The following is a 15,800-nucleotide window of genomic DNA, read 5'->3' on the forward strand; positions in this document are numbered from 1 at the left end:
AGTGCCGTTGTGGCAAAAATCGTAGTAGTTACCTCAGGTAAAGGCGGTGTGGGCAAAACCACCACCAGTGCATCATTTGGTGCAGGCTTGGCAAAACGCGGCTTTAAGACCGTGATTATTGATTTTGATGTGGGTTTGCGTAACCTTGATTTGATCATGGGCTGCGAAAATCGCATTGTGTATGATTTTGTTGATGTTATCAGTGGTAATGCCAAGTTGGCACAAGCACTGGTAAAAGATAAGCACTATGACAATTTGTACATTTTGCCAGCCTCACAAACTCGCGACAAAGACGCATTGACCGATGATGGCGTGGCACAAGTGATGAAAGAGCTGTCAGAGGACATGGGCTTTGATTACATCGTCTGCGACAGCCCTGCAGGGATTGAGCGAGGGGCTCAGCTTGCCATGTATCATGCTGACGAAGCCCTAATCGTTACCAATCCAGAAGTATCATCGGTGCGTGATTCGGATCGCATCATCGGCATCTTACAAAGCCGCACCAAAAAAGTCGAGGAAGGCGGCAGCGTCCGTGAGCATCTGGTCATCACTCGCTACAACCCAACTCGTGCATCAGAAGGCGAAATGATGGACTACAAGACCATCGCTGATGAGATTTTGCGTGTGCCATTGATCGGTATCATTCCAGAGAGCAATGCTGTGCTTGAGGCCTCCAACCAAGGTCAGCCTGTGATTCATTTCACCGACTCGGCAGCTGGACAATGCTATGATGATATCGTTGATCGTTTCTTGGGCAAAGAAGTGCCGCTGCGTCATCTGGAAGTGAAGAAAAAAGGCTTCTTTGAACGGTTGTTTGGGGGCTGATGATGAAAAAAGGATTTTGGAACACGCTTTTTGGTGGCGGTAATAGCTCAAACAGTGCCGATATCGCCAAAGATCGACTAAAAGTCATCGTTGCCAGCCACGATCGCCTTAATACTCGCCTAACCACTGATCGCATTGAGCAGATGAAGCGTGAAATCTTGGCAGTGGTCAATAAATATGTCAATGGTGTCAGCCTTGACAACCTTAACATCAATCACCGTCATGAAGACAATCTTGATGTGCTGGAGATGAATATCAGCCTGCCTGATCGCAAATGACCCCTTACCAACGCAGATAAGCCATTTATCTGCGTTATTTTTTTGGCTTAAATCTATAATGAGTGCAGATATTAATTTGATAAACCTATCAACCAAGCCTGCAATCACAGCTCCATTCCCAATCAGTCAGCATTAAAGCTGTGCTTATCAGTCATCAACAGCACAATCATGCACAAAAAAACCACCGCACAAATGTACGGTGGTCGCTCTGGATACGGTTATTTTAGTCCGCGTTCCATTTCGTTGAATTTTTCTACAATATAAGCAGGTGGCGGTGCAGTTAGCAGACTGACCACAATGGTGGTAATAAAGCTCAACGCAAAGCCCGGTAGGATTGAGTAAATCGCATCATTTGCTGGCTGACCGCCAATCTCAAAACCTCCATACACCCACACAATCACCGTCAATGCACCGACAATCATACCTGCCAATGCACCATTTCTGTTCATACGCTTCCATGTCAGGCTCAAGATAACCAGTGGGCCAAATGCCGCCCCAAAGCCTGCCCATGCGTGCGAAACGAGCTTTAGCACCGAACTGTTGCTATCACCCGCCAAAACAATGGCAACCAGTGCAACCGCTATCACTGATATGCGCCCCACCAGCACTTGACGAGACTCACTTGCCTCACGGTCAAGAAATAGCTTATAAACATCACGAGTCAGCGAGCTTGATACCACCAGCAGCTGACTTGAGATGGTACTCATGATTGCCGCCAAAATCGCCGCAAGCAAAAAGCCTGCAATCAATGGGTGGAACAGCACTTGCGAGAAAAACAAGAAAATCGTCTCAGGATCGCTCAAGCTCTGCCCTGTTTTGGCGATATAAGCAATACCTGCAAGCCCCACCATCAAAGCACCAATTAGGCTCAAAATCATCCAGCCCATACCAATGGCAGTTGCCACAGGCACATCTTTGACCGAGCGAATCGCCATAAAGCGGACGATGATATGCGGCTGACCAAAATAACCAAAACCCCACGCCATCAGCGAGATGATACCCATCGTGGTTACGCCATTTTTTAGGTTAAACACTTCAGGATTGGCTTGCTGGGCGATTGCCATGCCCTCTGAGATACTGCCAATTTCGCCAAATGCCACAATCGGCACCAGCAACATGGCAATCAGCATAATAACCCCTTGGACAAAGTCGGTCAATGACACTGCCAAAAACCCACCAAACAGCGTATAAGTAACCACCACGCCAGCAGTTACCCACAGCCCCAAGCTATACGATAGCCCCAGTGAGCTTTCGAACAATTTGCCACCTGCTACAAGGCTGGCTGCCGTATAAACGGTAAAAAAGACAATCACCACCACAGCCGACATAATACGCAGCAGGTGCGACTTGTCATGAAAACGGTTGGCAAAATAATCAGGCAGCGTGATGGCATTGTCCGCCACCTCGGTATACACACGCAATCGTGGTGCCACCAGTAGATAGTTGGCAAACGCCCCAATGGTCAGCCCCAGAGCAATCCAGATACTCACCACGCCAGAGGCATACATATAACCCGGCAAACCAAGCAGTAGCCAGCCTGACATATCTGATGCACCAGCTGACAATGCCGTTACCGCAGGGCCCAAATCTCGACCACCAAGCATATAGCCTTCAACATTATTTTGTTGTTTAAAATAAGCATAGAAACCGATGGCAATCATCAACAAAAAATAAATCGCCAACGAAATCCAAACGCCCGCCGCAACTTGCATAAGGCACACTCCTTTATCCAAACAGCAAAGCTGTTAATAATACAATCTAAATAATCACTATTGTTTGTCTTAATAAATAAAACAAAATGCTATTCATTATAACATAAAAAGCACAATTCTGTTATTATTGAGAATTATTTTCAAAAAAAATTGGAAAAATTGGAAAAATTGGAAAAATTGGAAAAATTGGAAAAATTGGAAAAATTGGAAAAATTGGAAAAATTGGAAAAATTGGAAAAATTGGAAAAATTGGGGAAATTGGGGAAATTGGGGAAATTGGGGAAATTGGGGAAATTGGGGAAATTGGGGAAATTGGGGAAATTGGGGAAATTGGGGAAATTGGGGAAATTGGGGAAATTGGGGAAATTGGGGAAATTGGGGAAATTGACACAAAACCATTGCCACAAACATAGTCCATTAAAGTTGGTAAAAAATTTGGCAAATGCACAAAAATACGCTATAATAGCCAGCTAATTTGTCATTGGTGGATAACCACCAAAACGCCCTTGGGGCATCATTGGCAAACTGGTCGCAAGTTTGCCTTCAATCACCAAAAGGATCTATTATGAGCCAATTTACTCTAAACGGTGTTGCTCGTTCGCAAGACCAGCAGGGCAAAGGTGCGAGCCGCCGCCTGCGTAAAGAAAACCTAATTCCAGCCATCATTTATGGCGGCAACGAAGAGCCAGTAAGCATCGGCGTTAAAACCAATGAGCTGGTAAAAGCGTTGAGCAACGATGCCTTTTTTTCAAGCGTCATCGCCATCTCAATTGACGGCACTGAGCAAGAAGTTATCATCAAGGCACTACAACGCCACCCAGCCAAAGGCTTCCCTTTGCATGTAGATTTTCAGCGTATCGTTCGTGGTCAAACCATGAATTTTAATGTACCTGTGCAAATCATCAACGAAGAAACTTCTGTTGGCAAAAAAGCAGGTGGCGTATTGACCACTTTGGTAACTGACATTGAAATCAACTGCCTACCACGCAATCTGCCTGAGAGCATCGAAGTTGATGTGGCAAATCTTGCCATCGGCGACTCTATCAACCTTGGCGACATCAAACTGCCAAAAGAAGTTACTCTAGTAACTGCTGATAGCGAAGACCTAAACCGCACCATCGCCACCATGCAAGCACCTACTGTTGAAACCGAAACAGAGGCAAGTGAAGAGGCGAGCGAAACCGCTGAAGCAAGCGAAGAGTAATTTTTACTCATCACAAAAACCAGTAAGTTGCTTACTGGTTTTTTATTAAGCAAAAAATATTTGGACATCAAGTTATGACCATCAAATTGATTGTAGGCTTGGGCAATCCAGGCAGTCAATATCAGCACACACGCCACAATGCAGGCTTTTGGTTTGTCGAGTCGCTGTGTGATAAATTCGGCATTTCACTAAGTTTTGACAAAAAATTCCGTGCAAAAGTCGGCTATGGTATGATACATAATGCACCTGTGCGTCTGCTACTGCCCGAGACTTTTATGAATTTATCAGGTCAGGCGGTCGCCCCTTTTGCCAAGTTTTATAACTTTGGCAGTGATGAAATCTTGGTGGCTCATGATGAGCTGGACATTGCTGCTGGCAACATTAAGCTCAAAACAGGTGGTGGTCATGGCGGTCATAATGGGCTAAAGGATATTGTGCCACATCTTGGTGCGAACTTTCATCGTCTGCGTATCGGTATTGGTCGCCCTGCACACAGCTCACAGGTCAGCAGTTTTGTGCTAAATAAGCCCATGATCGATGAACGCATCAGTATTGATGCCGCCATTGATTGTGCCATTGATGCCATGCCTATGCTGATGACAGGCGACATGGATAAGGCACGCAATCAAATCAATGGTTTTAAACTACCTCAATAACTCTCGACAAATTGGTAACTTTTATGCTAATTGCAATCATTGCCATGCTGATAGGCTTAGCCCTGCTGATTTTTAGTGCAGATGGTTTCATTGACCACGCTGTTGCCCTTGCTAATAAATATCATATGCCAAAAATGCTCATCGGAGCGTTGATTATCGGCGTTGGCACTTCGATGCCAGAGATTGTCGTCTCATCACTGTCAGCACTGGCAGGCAGTCCTGGTTTGGCACTGGGCAATGCCTTTGGTTCAAACATTGTTAATATCACCTTAGTACTGGGTGTAACTGCACTAATTGCTCCGATTGCAATCCAAAAACAAGTGCTAAAAACCGATTTTTCATGGCTAATAGTTGCAACCATCGTTGCCGTTGGGCTAATGCTTGATGGCAATATCAGCCGTATTGACGCAATTATCCTGCTTGTGCTATTAATTGCCAATATCTGCGTGCAAATCATTTATGCCAAACGCCATGCCCAAGCCACCAAAACCGCCATACTTGCCAGTACCGAGGTGGCACATGAGCTGGCAGCAGACGAGCTTCCTGCCCCTGATGATGTCAATACGGCCAAGTCAGTGATTTTGTTGCTCGTGGCATTATTCGTGCTGGTGAGCAGCTCGCGACTGATAGTCTGGGGAGCTGTTGAGCTTGCAACATTACTAGGATTGTCAGATTTGATTATCGGCTTGACGATTGTTGCCATTGGCACAAGTTTGCCCGAGCTGGTTTCGTCAGTCATTGCCGCACGGCGAGGCGAATTTGAGATGGCGTTGGGCAATGTGCTTGGCTCAAACCTATTTAACACCTTGGGCGTGGTTGGTGTAGCAGCCCTAATTATGCCAATGTCGGTTGATTCAGAAATTTTAAACCGTGATACCTTAGTGATGTGTGCCATCACCGCTTTGTTGTTTGTGCTATGTGCCATCGCCATCAAACGAGATGGGCAATTGGGTCGTCTTGTTGGTGCACTGCTCATCAGTTGCTTTGTCGCCTATAGTGCATGGCTGATTGTTTCGGTTTTGGGAGCGATATAAACCCTTGCTGCTTTGGCTAAGCACCAGCCACCGCCAAAGCAGCTTTGATTTATTAAATCACCAACCCATCATGCCATTGCCAATTGCCCAATGCTTGCACGGCTGTCTTGACGGCATTGCAGCATAATTTGATTTATCAATAGCAGCTTGGTATGTACGCCGCTTGTCTGCTTTTGGGCAAATCTTAGCCTCAAGGGCTTAGCAGATTAACTCCCCAATCAAATTAAATGATATTTATTCATAAAATCCAAAGACCCAAATGTCAAGCGTGAGTTTAAAGGTTTGACAGTTTTAATAAGATTGCCACCTTTCTTAACCAGCAATAAATCTTAAAAACCCCACAAAAACCTTGATATTGCTTGGGATTGTTAATCTACCAGATGAAAGCTAGCATTTGACCAGCAAGACGACAAAATTTGTCAATTTTTTCACAAAGTACGCTATAATAACTCAAGCATTTAACAAGCCAAGCCATCATGACAAACAATCCTTATGCCAACCGTCAGCCCACGCATTTTCAGGGCGTCTACTTTAACGAAACTCTTATCAATAAATACAACCAGCAAGGGCCTCGCTACACCTCCTACCCAACTGCTTTAGAATTTAGCCCCATTGATGATGGTTGTGAAGCTGACATTCTCACGCACCAAGACCCAAGCACGCCACTGTCGCTGTATCTGCACATTCCGTTTTGTCGTCATTTGTGCTATTACTGCGGCTGCAATAAAATCATCACCAAGAAAAACAGCGATGCAGGCGACTATTTGGATTATTTATTCGCCGAAATTCGCCACAAAAAATCGCTGCTGACAGGCTCACCCATCGTCAAGCAGTTGCACCTTGGTGGTGGCACGCCGACCTTTTTAAGTGATGATGAACTGGCAAGGTTGTGGGATTTTTTGCACACAGAGTTTCATTTTGCCCAAGAGGGTGATTTTTCTATCGAAATTGACCCCAGAGAGCTGCGACCAACCACCCTGCAGGTGCTAAGAAATCTTGGCTTTAATCGCCTAAGTTTTGGTGTGCAGGATTTAAATCATCAAGTGCAGATTGCTGTCAATAGAGTGCAGTCACTTGATTTGATTACACAAGTCATGCAAACAGCACAGGAGCTTGGCTTTTCCTCAACCAATATTGACTTGATTTATGGTCTGCCACATCAGAGTGTTGAGAGTATGACAGCCACCCTGCAAGCAATCATCAAGCTATCACCTGCTCGCTTATCGGTATTTAATTATGCCCATCTGCCTGCTCGCTTTGCTGCACAAAAACGGATTTGTGAATCTACCCTGCCCACCGCCACCGAAAAATTGGCAATGTTTAATACCATCATCACACTACTAAACCAAGCAGGTTATCAGTACATTGGCATTGATCATTTTGCCAAACCTGATGATACGCTTGCCGTCGCCCAAAGAGACGGCAAACTGCACCGTAATTTTCAGGGCTATACCATCTTGGGTGAGTGCGATTTGCTTGGCTTTGGTGTCAGTGCCATCAGCCAAATTGGCAATCATATGCTACAAAACCCCACCTCGCTTGATGAGTATTGCAGCATGATTAATCAGGGTAAATTGCCAGCCGTCAAGTACATTGCAAGCAGCCCAACTGACGATATGCACAGATATGTGATTATGAATCTATTGTGTCATGATTATGTGGATTTTGCACAGCTGCGTGTGCGATTTGGTATTGAGCCAATGGTCTATTTTGCCAAGCAGCTTGAAACTTTGCACGACATGGCGGCTGATGGTTTATTAACCATTGATGAACAAGGCATTCACATCTTGCCAGCAGGTCGTATTTTGGGGCGTAATATCGCCATGGTTTTTGATGCCTATCTTGACAAAAAACACGCAGGGCGATTCTCAAAAGTTATCTAAATGCGTTATTTTTTGCGGCGTTTTAGACTCTGCCATAGCGTTTGATGGGCAATTTTTGGCACTTTAAGCGTCAGGGTATCTGACAGCATATCATGCACAGCCAGCCCACGACGGTTGAATAAGCAAAACAAAAAGTTAAACAAAAACCCCAAAAACGCCGCCACCAGTACCGCCAATTTTGAGCCGTGAATCAACAAGCCAACCACGCTGCATAAGGCAGGCAACAAACAAGCAGCAAGAATACGCACGCAGGATTGTCGCCAGCTAAGCAGCTCACCATGTGCATTCACTGTCTTTAGTCGCCAAGTTTGCATACCCAGCGTCTGCCCAGATTTTCGCCAAAAAATACCATAAAAACCAATCAAAGTCAGCACAAATGATGGTGTCATGATCATGTTTTGGTACCACAATGGCAGTTTTTGGGCTTGTTGCGAGGTTGTGCCGACATCCAAAAACAACAGCGTGCCAATCACTGCCAACACCGCTCCCACCAAAAACAACATCGCCAAAATCAACATACCATCATAGACGATGGCAAGCAGCCTAACCAAAGGCTTGGCAACAGTGGCGGTTTGGGTGGGTAAAGCTGTATTTGTTGTGTGATGAGATGAGGACATTGTCTGTTTTGCTATTAAAAATATGCCATATTGTACCACAATCAAGGCATACAGTACCAACAGTGATGAAATAATAAAAAAATCACCAAAATAACATCTTGGTGATTTTTGATAATATGGCGCACCCGGAGAGATTCGAACTCCCGACCCCTTAGTTCGTAGCCAAGTGCTCTATCCAACTGAGCTACGGGTGCGGACAACTTACTCTGTAAACATCGTTCGTTGTGGCGGCTATTATACAGGATAAATTCTGTAAGTCAAGCACTTTTTTTATTTATTTTCTTGATTTGGAGCAAATACATAAGAAAATAAATGGCGGTGAAGGAGGGATTCGAACCCTCGATACCCGTAATTAGGTATGGTTCCTTAGCAGGGAACTGGTTTCAGCCACTCACCCACTTCACCGAACTTAGGCTGTGCAAACTGCTACGCTTGCTTATGCATCAACTGATGATTTCGCCTGTCGTTGTGGACGGTAATTATAGCAAAAATATTGGCAATTGCAAGTATTTTTTTTCAAAAAATATGAATTTTTTTGCTCTTGGTGGATTTTTGCCCTTTTTTTGATATTTTTGTATAATAATCTCTGGCAACAAAATCACTGAAATGCCATCACAAAGGAATGACAAATGCGACCCACAGTATTGTGTTTTTCGGGGCTTGACCCTTCAGGTGGTGCTGGGCTACAAGCTGACATCGAGTCTGTCGGAGCTGCCAAGGCTCACGCCGCCATCGCCTGCACCGCCCTGACGGTGCAAAACTCGCAGACGGTGTTTGACTTCACGCCTGTCAGTGATGATTTGCTAATAAGACAGGCGATGGCTGTTATCAATGATCTGCCTGTGCGTGCTATCAAATCAGGCATGCTTGGCACGGTTGGCAACATTTATGCCATTGCAGCGTTATTTGCCGACAAAATCATCGCAGCTGATACGCCCTATGTGCTTGACCCTGTATTGGTTGCCAACTCTGGTGGCAGTCTGGGCGACCCAGCTACTTTGGTGCAGGCATTTGGCAAACTGCTGCCCCATGCCACACTCATCACACCCAACACTCACGAAATCCGTGCATTGAGCGGTCGGCAAAATCTACACGATGCCGCCAAGTCTCTGAATGCTCAAGGCGTGCAAGCGGTTCTGTTAAAAACCTCGCATGAATATCACACAGGGGATATTGAGCAATTTTTGTACATTAATGAGCAAATTGCCCATACCAGCATTGTGCCTCGTCTGGCAGGAGAGTTTCATGGGTCGGGCTGCTCACTTGCCAGCTATATCGCAGGTCGGCTGGCAATGGGTGATGAACTCATTACCGCCATCAATGCTGCGGACACATGGATACATCGCACCCTATGCCATGCCGACAAACCACATCAATCGCCCACCGCCCAGCAGATACCCAATCGATTTTTTCAGTCGCCAACTGACTGTGAGAAATGCGGTAAGCTCTAGCGGTTATTGATTGTTTTATTTAACCGCCTGCCATATACGCCCATCAAAAGGCAGCTTGCAATCGCATGGCTTGGGCATGGGGGTATTTACAAAGCTGTCATGATACTTTTGGCAATCTACCCACACTCCAAGTGCTTTTTATTGGTAAAGATAAATATGTTAAAAGCGTGATTTATCCACATCACAGAGCCAAAATGGGGCAAAACAGCTTTGGTACATTATGCAATCATCTTTATCACCACAACCATGTCAATAATCCATGCCGACAATAGCCTGTCCAATTAGCAATCGGCACCGCCGCTTATATTTATGATTTGGGTGAAAGCCCAACCAAACCAGCAATATCATTGTTAAATGACCTAAGCTGGTTATAAATTCCAAATATATCGCCCAATAATGCCGACAACATTTTCAAGCAAAAGCAAGCTAAATAATGCTACCAAAAATGACAAATCAATCATGCCGATATTTGGTACAAAACGGCGAAATGGTGCAACGATCGGCTCAGCCAGTTGCATCAGCACGCCCATCAAGCTGTTATTGACATTCATAAACATCATCAACAAACTGCTAATTGCCGATACAATCATGGTATAACGCAACAACTGCAAAAATTTCATGATACCGCCCAGCGAGCCAACAAAAAACAGCTCAGCGGCAGTGATGGATTTGCCCAATGACGCATTTTCTACCGCCACACCAATCAAGCAAAGCAATAACATCAGCACCACCGCCGCCATGCTGATACGCCCCGAACCAACATTGGGAAAAATACGAGCAAACAAATCAACCACAGAAGTCAAGCGATAAGTTGCCCGTGCCACAGGCTCACGCCTGTCAATCTCTGCCAGCTGAATCATAAAACGCACAAAAAGCAGCATTAGGGCAAAATTGATAAACATCATAATCAAAACAAAAGCAGTGGCATTCATAAATTTCTCTTTGTGATCGTTGGGCGATCAAGCACCCAGTAGGATAATCCGAATATTTGTCCAACCGACAGCGGTTCAATGCAGATTCTTATCAATAAGCTACACAAGCTAGCTTTGGCTTAACATATGACCAAGCTCAGCACTGCGGTCGCTACACGCCTGCATCGCCTCAGCAAACGCCTCGCCCACTTTATGCTCATAAAGACTTGCCAATGCCGCTGCCGTGGTGCCGCCCTTGGAAGTTACCTGCTCACGCAATACGGCAGGGTTATTATCTTGTGCCAGCACGGCCGCCCCTTGCATACTCTGCACCGCCAAAGCCTGTGCGTCTGCACGCTCAAGCCCCATCTGTACTGCCTTGTCTATCATATGCTCAAGCACATAGAAAAAATATGCAGGTGCAGAGCCTGCCACAGCAGTAACAGCGTGCAACAATGCCTCATCTGTCACCCAGCTCACCATGCCAGAGGCTTGCATCACAGCCTGTGCCATCGCACGGTCTTTTTCACTGGCATTATCTGCAAACAACCCTGATGCCCCAAAGCCCTTGCTGGCTGGTAAATTTGGCATACAGCGTACAATCTGCTGATAATCGCCCAGCATCTGCGATAAGGTTGCCACCGACAACCCAGCTGCTACCGATAACACCAGCTGATTTGTCAAATAAGGAGCGACAGTCGTTGCCACTTGCCGCATCACCTGTGGCTTGACCGCCAGCACCACAACATCTGCCTTGCTAATAATACTGGGTGATTTGTCTGGAGTAACCGCCTCCACGCCCTTGCTGGCAAAAGCGTGGCGTTTGTCCTCATTATTATCTGAGACGCACAAGCACAAATCCAGCTTGTTGTCTTGCTTGGCTTTTAACAAGCCATCAATAATTGCTCGTGCCATATTACCACCGCCAATAAAGCTGATGGTCTTGCCATTTAACACTTCAAAATTCGCCATAATTTATCCCCATTTTTTGCCATTTATCAACCGATAGAAAATTAGCAATTTTTACAATCTTTTTGCACCCAACACAGCAATGTACCAAAAAAAATTACAGGGTGCGATTTGGTTTGTCATTGTACACCATTCGCCCAATTGGTGCAAAATTATCAAGCCCATCACCGCTGGGCAGTCGCCACGCCATCATAGGGGCAATCAGATACTGATTATCATCAATGGACAGTTGCCACAAATGCCTGCGTAACCAAGTCGGTATGCGAAGTTTTTGTGCCAGTTTTTTGCCACGATACTGGTACTGTCCAATGGTTATTTTTTGTTGTTGGACGGTTGTTATTTGACTTGGCGGACAGTGAAGCTGTAATTGACAATTGCCATCATCAAGCAGCACCCAGCCATCTTGATTGCGTTGAGGCTGTATCATCGAATGCTGCAATAGTTGCCACACATCTTGCCGATAGCGATACAGGCAATTATCATAACGACAAATCACATACGCCGCCTGCCTGCCCTGCCACCATATTTGGCTGTTGTGGTCGTTGTCATGGCGATATGCCAAACGATGCACCTGCACACTGATTGCCTGCGGTGGTGCCACAGGCTCATCTGCCTGCAGCCAGTGATGAATGAGCAGCTGCTGTACCGCCTCATCAAACTGGTACAATTTGGGCAAAAACAGCACCTGCTGATACGGCAGATTATCCACATCAACACAAAGGGGTATTTTTTCTGCCAGCCAATCATCAATCACTGCCAAATATCCACCAAGCAAAGCTGCCGAACGGCTGATGTTGGTGATGGCTTTGGGATTCATGATGGCAAGCTGTGGTAAGATATGCTGACGCAAATGACCCCGCATATAGCGATCGTCTAGGTTGGTTGCGTCATCAACATAAGGCAGTTCGTGTTGGTGGGCAAAACGGCTAATACACTCGCGAGTTGCCGTCAGCCAAGGTCGCCAAAGCATGATGGTCTTGGCTGAATTTTCAATCATCAGGCTTTTTTTTTGCCAAGTTTTTATGCCAGATAAGCCCTGCAAGCCTGCACCATCAGCCAGTCGCATCAGCACAGTCTCTGCCTGATCATTGGCATGATGAGCAAGCATCAGCACATCATCACACGCCATCATTGACATCATCGCCTGATAACGAGCATCGCGTGCGTGCGTTTCGCTATTTTTTGATAATTTGACAGGCAGGATATGGCACTCAAAGCCATATTGCACCGCCCAACTGCTAAGCATTTTTGCCCAGTCATCATTTGCTGTCTGCCAACCATGATGCACATGCAGCAGTATGGGCAGCTTATCAATCCTGCCTTGTTGATACAGCAACCAGCAAGCATATGCCAATGACAAAGAATCCCTGCCACCACTGCACGCCAAATACAGCCGACCATTACCGCCCTGCTTGCGAGCATAATAATCCTGATAAGCCTCAAGCAGTGTCGTACTTAGCACATCTGTATTCACACCTTGCCCCAAAATATAAGGGGCGAAAATTGATTTCGCCCACAGGATTGTTGTTTGATTATAACGACACAGTCGAATCAAATTTCATCAATCTGTCATAACGCTGCTGCAATAATACATCGGTTGGCAACCCTGATAATTCTCCAAGCTGACTGGCAAGCAGCTGCTTTAATGCTGTCATGACCATCTCTGGTGCTTCGTGGGCAGGGCTAGGCTCTGGCACAACTTCATCTATCAAGCCAAGCTGGTGCAAATTGGTGGCGTTGAGCTTTAGTGCCTCTGAGGCATCGGCGGCTTTTTCGGCGGTTTTCCACAAAATAGACGCACAGCCTTCAGGTGAAATCACCGAATAAATGCTGTTTTGTAGCATATTTACCTTATCTGCCACACCGATTGCCAATGCTCCACCTGAACCGCCCTCGCCGATGACTGTGGCGATGATGGGGGTTTTTAGACTGCTAAATACTGCGATACTTTTGGCAATCGCTTCTGCCTGACCTCTTTCTTCTGCACCAACGCCAGGATATGCTCCCTGCGTATCAATAAAGGTCAATACAGGCAAACCAAAACGCTCCGCCATCTGCACCAAGCGAATCACCTTGCGATAGCCTTCAGGGTTTGCCATGCCAAAATTGTGAGCAATGCGTTCTCTGGTACTGCGTCCACGATGCTGACCGATGACCATCACCGCTTCGCCATCAAAGCGTGCCAAACCGCCGATAATCGCACGATCGTCAGCAAAAGCACGATCGCCGTGCAGCTCATCAAACTCTGTAAACAATGCCTCAACATAATCCAAAAACAACGGACGCTTTGCATGGCGTGCCAGTTGCACACTTTCCCAAACTTGACTCATATCACACTCTTAGTATTGTACAAATGTAAACTGACATTTAGTTTAGCACTTTTTTTAAATTCCGTCATCATTTTTACAAAATTTTTGGCACTTTCTTTATCGGTCGGTAGATGATGGCCATCTCATTTGGTACAAACCACGCTCAACGCCACATCCCATTTGGCAAACTGTGGTATGTCAAGTTCCAGCTGATTGGCAATCAGTTCCTCATGCAAACCTGCCCCAACCACAACCTGCCAAGCATCTGGGCTACTGACGGTTAAATCAATCGCCGCCGCCTTGGTGGTGCGACTGTGGCTTGACTGTGCCGCCAAACGCAAAATCAAGCACAAATATGCCAATTTGCGGCCGCCCAACGCCTCCACCGCTTGCAATGTGTCAGGTTTTAATTTGCGGCGATGGTGCAAAACCAGTTGTGCCATCATCGCCTGCCCCATTTGTGAAAAACCTGCAATGTCTGAATGCTCAAGCAGATAAGCACTGTGGCGTTGATAATTGCTATGCCCAACCGCCAGCCCTATCTCATACAGATTGGCAGCACGGCGTAACAAATCGGCATCTTCGTCATCAAAGCCCAAATTGTCTTTTGCAGCATCAAACAACCGTGCCGCTCTGGTCATCACACGAGCTGCCTGCTTGGCATCAACCGAATAGCGTTCAGCCAACGCCGCCACACTACGATCTCGCACATCTTCGCAGTTTAGCCGACCAAGCATATCGTACATCACCCCTTCACGCAACGCACCATCAGAATAACCCAACTCATCAATGCCCAATGTCTGCATGATGGCAATAAGCTCCGCCACGCCAGCAGGAAATACCGCCTGACGATGTGCTTTTACCCCTTCAAAATCAATTTTCTCAATTGAGCCGAGCTTGATTAGGTGTTTTTTGAGTTTTTGTAATCCAGCAAGCGTAACGGTCTCAGCGGACAAACCAAGCTCGGCAAGCACAGACCGTGCTGCCTTGATTGTGCCTGACGAGCCGATGGCATTATCCCAGCCGACTTTTTTGTAGCGTTTGGTAATGCCAAGCAGCTCGGTTTGTGTGTATTTTGCCGCTGCCTCAAACGCCGCCTCGGTAATTTTGCCATCATCAAAAAATTTTTTGGTATAAGTAACACAGCCCATTTGCAGGCTTTCCATCTCAATCGGCTCAAAACCCTGACCGATAATAAACTCTGTCGAGCCACCGCCAATATCAATCACCAGCCGTCTATCTGTACTGGCATTAGAATGCGACACGCCCAAATAAATCAACCGTGCCTCTTCACGCCCTGCGATAATCTCAATCGGCTTGGGCAAAATTTCGTTGGCTCGCTGGAGAAATTCTTGGGCATTGACCGCCTTACGCAACGCATTGGTCGCCACAATACGCAAACGACTTGGGTGAACTTCGGTAATATGCTGAGAGAAGCGATTTAAGCACTCAAGTCCACGCACGATTGCCTCTTCGGACAAGACATTCTGCTCGTCCAAACCTGCCGCCAATTGCACCTTTTCAGAAATTGAGGCAACTTTTCGCACCTCGCCATGATCCAAGCGTGCAATCGCCAAATGAAAACTGTTCGAACCCAAATCAATCGCCCCAAGCAGCTCATCACGACCGATGGCAGCGGCATTGGTGATGGCATTGGCGATTTTTTCGTGGCGATCGGTGGTGTCTATTGTTACGGTTTTCATGGCGGTTTCCAAAAATAAAATTATCAATACTGTAAAATAAAATCACCAAATTGTCTAGGAAAAATTGCCAAGCCGCACCGCCAATCCCGCTTTTTGGCATGGATTGGGTGCATTGCTTTTGCCTTTTATTGATGATAAATCACAATCTGTATTTTGTACAAAAAACACCCAAACTTCACCAAACAATACACGCCAGCAATTATCTTGCATTGCTTTGCTTTTATAGTATCTGAAGCGTATAAGCATCA

General features: G+C 46.1%; 15 protein-coding genes and 2 tRNA genes. 8 read left to right on the plus strand and 9 right to left on the minus strand.

The features are described 5' to 3' along the window. The first annotated feature begins 9 nt into the window (after window positions 1–9). Both minD and minE read left to right on the plus strand, forming a co-directional pair. Window positions 10–825, plus strand: coding sequence for a septum site-determining protein MinD (minD, locus tag BW928_RS04040; protein WP_076554952.1), 816 nt, complete (start codon window positions 10–12; stop codon window positions 823–825). Beyond that, a complete protein-coding gene (minE, locus tag BW928_RS04045) occupies window positions 822–1,103 on the plus strand; it encodes a cell division topological specificity factor MinE (RefSeq protein ID WP_197719003.1) in 282 nt (93 codons plus the stop codon). Before minD ends, minE begins: the two co-directional genes overlap by 4 nt. A gap of 218 nt (window positions 1,104–1,321) precedes the next feature. Here the strand turns inward: minE and putP are convergent, their stop codons facing one another. Further along, complete coding sequence (gene putP / locus BW928_RS04050; RefSeq protein ID WP_076554954.1) at window positions 1,322–2,815, minus strand: sodium/proline symporter PutP; 1,494 nt, start codon at window positions 2,813–2,815, stop codon at window positions 1,322–1,324. A 127-nt stretch (window positions 2,816–2,942) separates the two neighbouring features. On the opposite strand from putP, the gene BW928_RS04055 reads away from it, so the two are divergent. From BW928_RS04055 to hemN, 5 genes are all read left to right on the plus strand, one after another. Next, complete coding sequence (locus BW928_RS04055; RefSeq protein WP_227516541.1) at window positions 2,943–3,203, plus strand: hypothetical protein; 261 nt, start codon at window positions 2,943–2,945, stop codon at window positions 3,201–3,203. A 177-nt stretch (window positions 3,204–3,380) separates the two neighbouring features. Further along, window positions 3,381–4,019, plus strand: a complete 639-nt coding sequence (locus tag BW928_RS04060; protein WP_076554955.1) for a 50S ribosomal protein L25/general stress protein Ctc — start codon at window positions 3,381–3,383, stop codon at window positions 4,017–4,019. Between the two features lie 74 nt (window positions 4,020–4,093). Further along, window positions 4,094–4,675, plus strand: a complete 582-nt coding sequence (pth, locus tag BW928_RS04065) for an aminoacyl-tRNA hydrolase (protein ID WP_076554956.1) — start codon at window positions 4,094–4,096, stop codon at window positions 4,673–4,675. 23 nt (window positions 4,676–4,698) lie between these two features. Continuing rightward, entirely contained in the window at window positions 4,699–5,709 is a 1,011-nt protein-coding gene (locus BW928_RS04070; RefSeq protein WP_076554957.1) for a calcium/sodium antiporter, read from the plus strand. 473 nt (window positions 5,710–6,182) lie between these two features. Further along, window positions 6,183–7,592 carry an oxygen-independent coproporphyrinogen III oxidase gene (gene hemN, locus BW928_RS04075; RefSeq protein ID WP_200800828.1) on the plus strand — a complete coding sequence of 470 codons (1,410 nt, stop codon included), beginning with the start codon at window positions 6,183–6,185 and terminating at the stop codon, window positions 7,590–7,592. Window positions 7,593–7,597: 5 nt separating this feature from the next. On the opposite strand, the gene BW928_RS04080 is transcribed toward hemN, so the two are convergent. The 3 genes from BW928_RS04080 to BW928_RS04090 form a co-directional block, all read right to left on the minus strand. Beyond that, the gene (locus BW928_RS04080; protein WP_200800827.1) at window positions 7,598–8,209 is read right to left on the minus strand and encodes an RDD family protein; all 612 of its coding nucleotides are present in this window, start codon (window positions 8,207–8,209) and stop codon (window positions 7,598–7,600) included. 117 nt (window positions 8,210–8,326) lie between these two features. Next, window positions 8,327–8,403, minus strand: a tRNA-Arg gene (locus tag BW928_RS04085). A gap of 119 nt (window positions 8,404–8,522) precedes the next feature. Beyond that, window positions 8,523–8,614: transfer RNA gene (locus tag BW928_RS04090), tRNA-Ser, on the minus strand. Window positions 8,615–8,838: 224 nt separating this feature from the next. Between BW928_RS04090 and BW928_RS04095 the strand changes: the two genes are divergently transcribed. Continuing rightward, window positions 8,839–9,660 carry a hydroxymethylpyrimidine/phosphomethylpyrimidine kinase gene (locus BW928_RS04095; RefSeq protein ID WP_076554959.1) on the plus strand — a complete coding sequence of 274 codons (822 nt, stop codon included), beginning with the start codon at window positions 8,839–8,841 and terminating at the stop codon, window positions 9,658–9,660. Window positions 9,661–10,028: 368 nt separating this feature from the next. On the opposite strand, the gene BW928_RS04105 is transcribed toward BW928_RS04095, so the two are convergent. The 5 genes from BW928_RS04105 to ppx all read right to left on the minus strand — a co-directional run bounded on the left by BW928_RS04105 (window position 10,029) and on the right by ppx (window position 15,552). Continuing rightward, the gene (locus BW928_RS04105; RefSeq protein ID WP_076554961.1) at window positions 10,029–10,592 is read right to left on the minus strand and encodes a YggT family protein; all 564 of its coding nucleotides are present in this window, start codon (window positions 10,590–10,592) and stop codon (window positions 10,029–10,031) included. Window positions 10,593–10,700: 108 nt separating this feature from the next. Then, on the minus strand, window positions 10,701–11,543 hold the full coding sequence (gene proC / locus BW928_RS04110) for a pyrroline-5-carboxylate reductase (protein WP_076554962.1): 843 nt from the start codon (window positions 11,541–11,543) through the stop codon (window positions 10,701–10,703). Window positions 11,544–11,637: 94 nt separating this feature from the next. Next, entirely contained in the window at window positions 11,638–13,014 is a 1,377-nt protein-coding gene (gene tilS, locus BW928_RS04115) for a tRNA lysidine(34) synthetase TilS (RefSeq protein ID WP_076554963.1), read from the minus strand. A gap of 58 nt (window positions 13,015–13,072) precedes the next feature. Next, complete coding sequence (locus BW928_RS04120) at window positions 13,073–13,870, minus strand: acetyl-CoA carboxylase carboxyltransferase subunit alpha (protein WP_076554964.1); 798 nt, start codon at window positions 13,868–13,870, stop codon at window positions 13,073–13,075. A 122-nt stretch (window positions 13,871–13,992) separates the two neighbouring features. After that, window positions 13,993–15,552, minus strand: coding sequence for an exopolyphosphatase (gene ppx, locus BW928_RS04125; RefSeq protein WP_078310244.1), 1,560 nt, complete (start codon window positions 15,550–15,552; stop codon window positions 13,993–13,995). Window positions 15,553–15,800 lie beyond the last annotated feature (248 nt).

It is taken from the genome of Moraxella cuniculi DSM 21768, assembly GCF_900156515.1.
In the GTDB taxonomy this organism is placed as follows: domain Bacteria; phylum Pseudomonadota; class Gammaproteobacteria; order Pseudomonadales; family Moraxellaceae; genus Moraxella; species Moraxella cuniculi.